The following is a 236-nucleotide window of genomic DNA, read 5'->3' on the forward strand; positions in this document are numbered from 1 at the left end:
GGAGATGGGTCTCGGCTCCGCGACCGAGGCCCCGGGGGACGTCGCGTACGGCCTGTCCTACGTCGACGTCGAGGGCCTGACGGCGCTGCCGGCCGAGACCCGGTCCCTCTACTGGGGCAACGACGACGAGGACGACGTCGTCGAGACCGTCCTCGCGAGCAACCCGGTGTGGCAGCCGCTGCCGTTCGTGCAGCAGGGCCACGTGTACCGCTCGGGCGTCGGCATCTGGGCCTACG

At 72.0% G+C, this 236-nt stretch carries 1 pseudogene; it reads left to right on the top strand.

The window, feature by feature from the left end:
* Positions 1-236 (top strand): annotated as a pseudogene (locus KVT14_RS21365) (iron-siderophore ABC transporter substrate-binding protein); the annotation flags it as partial.

Source organism: Cellulomonas sp. GbtcB1 (genome assembly GCF_019091725.1).
GTDB lineage: Bacteria > Actinomycetota > Actinomycetes > Actinomycetales > Cellulomonadaceae > Cellulomonas.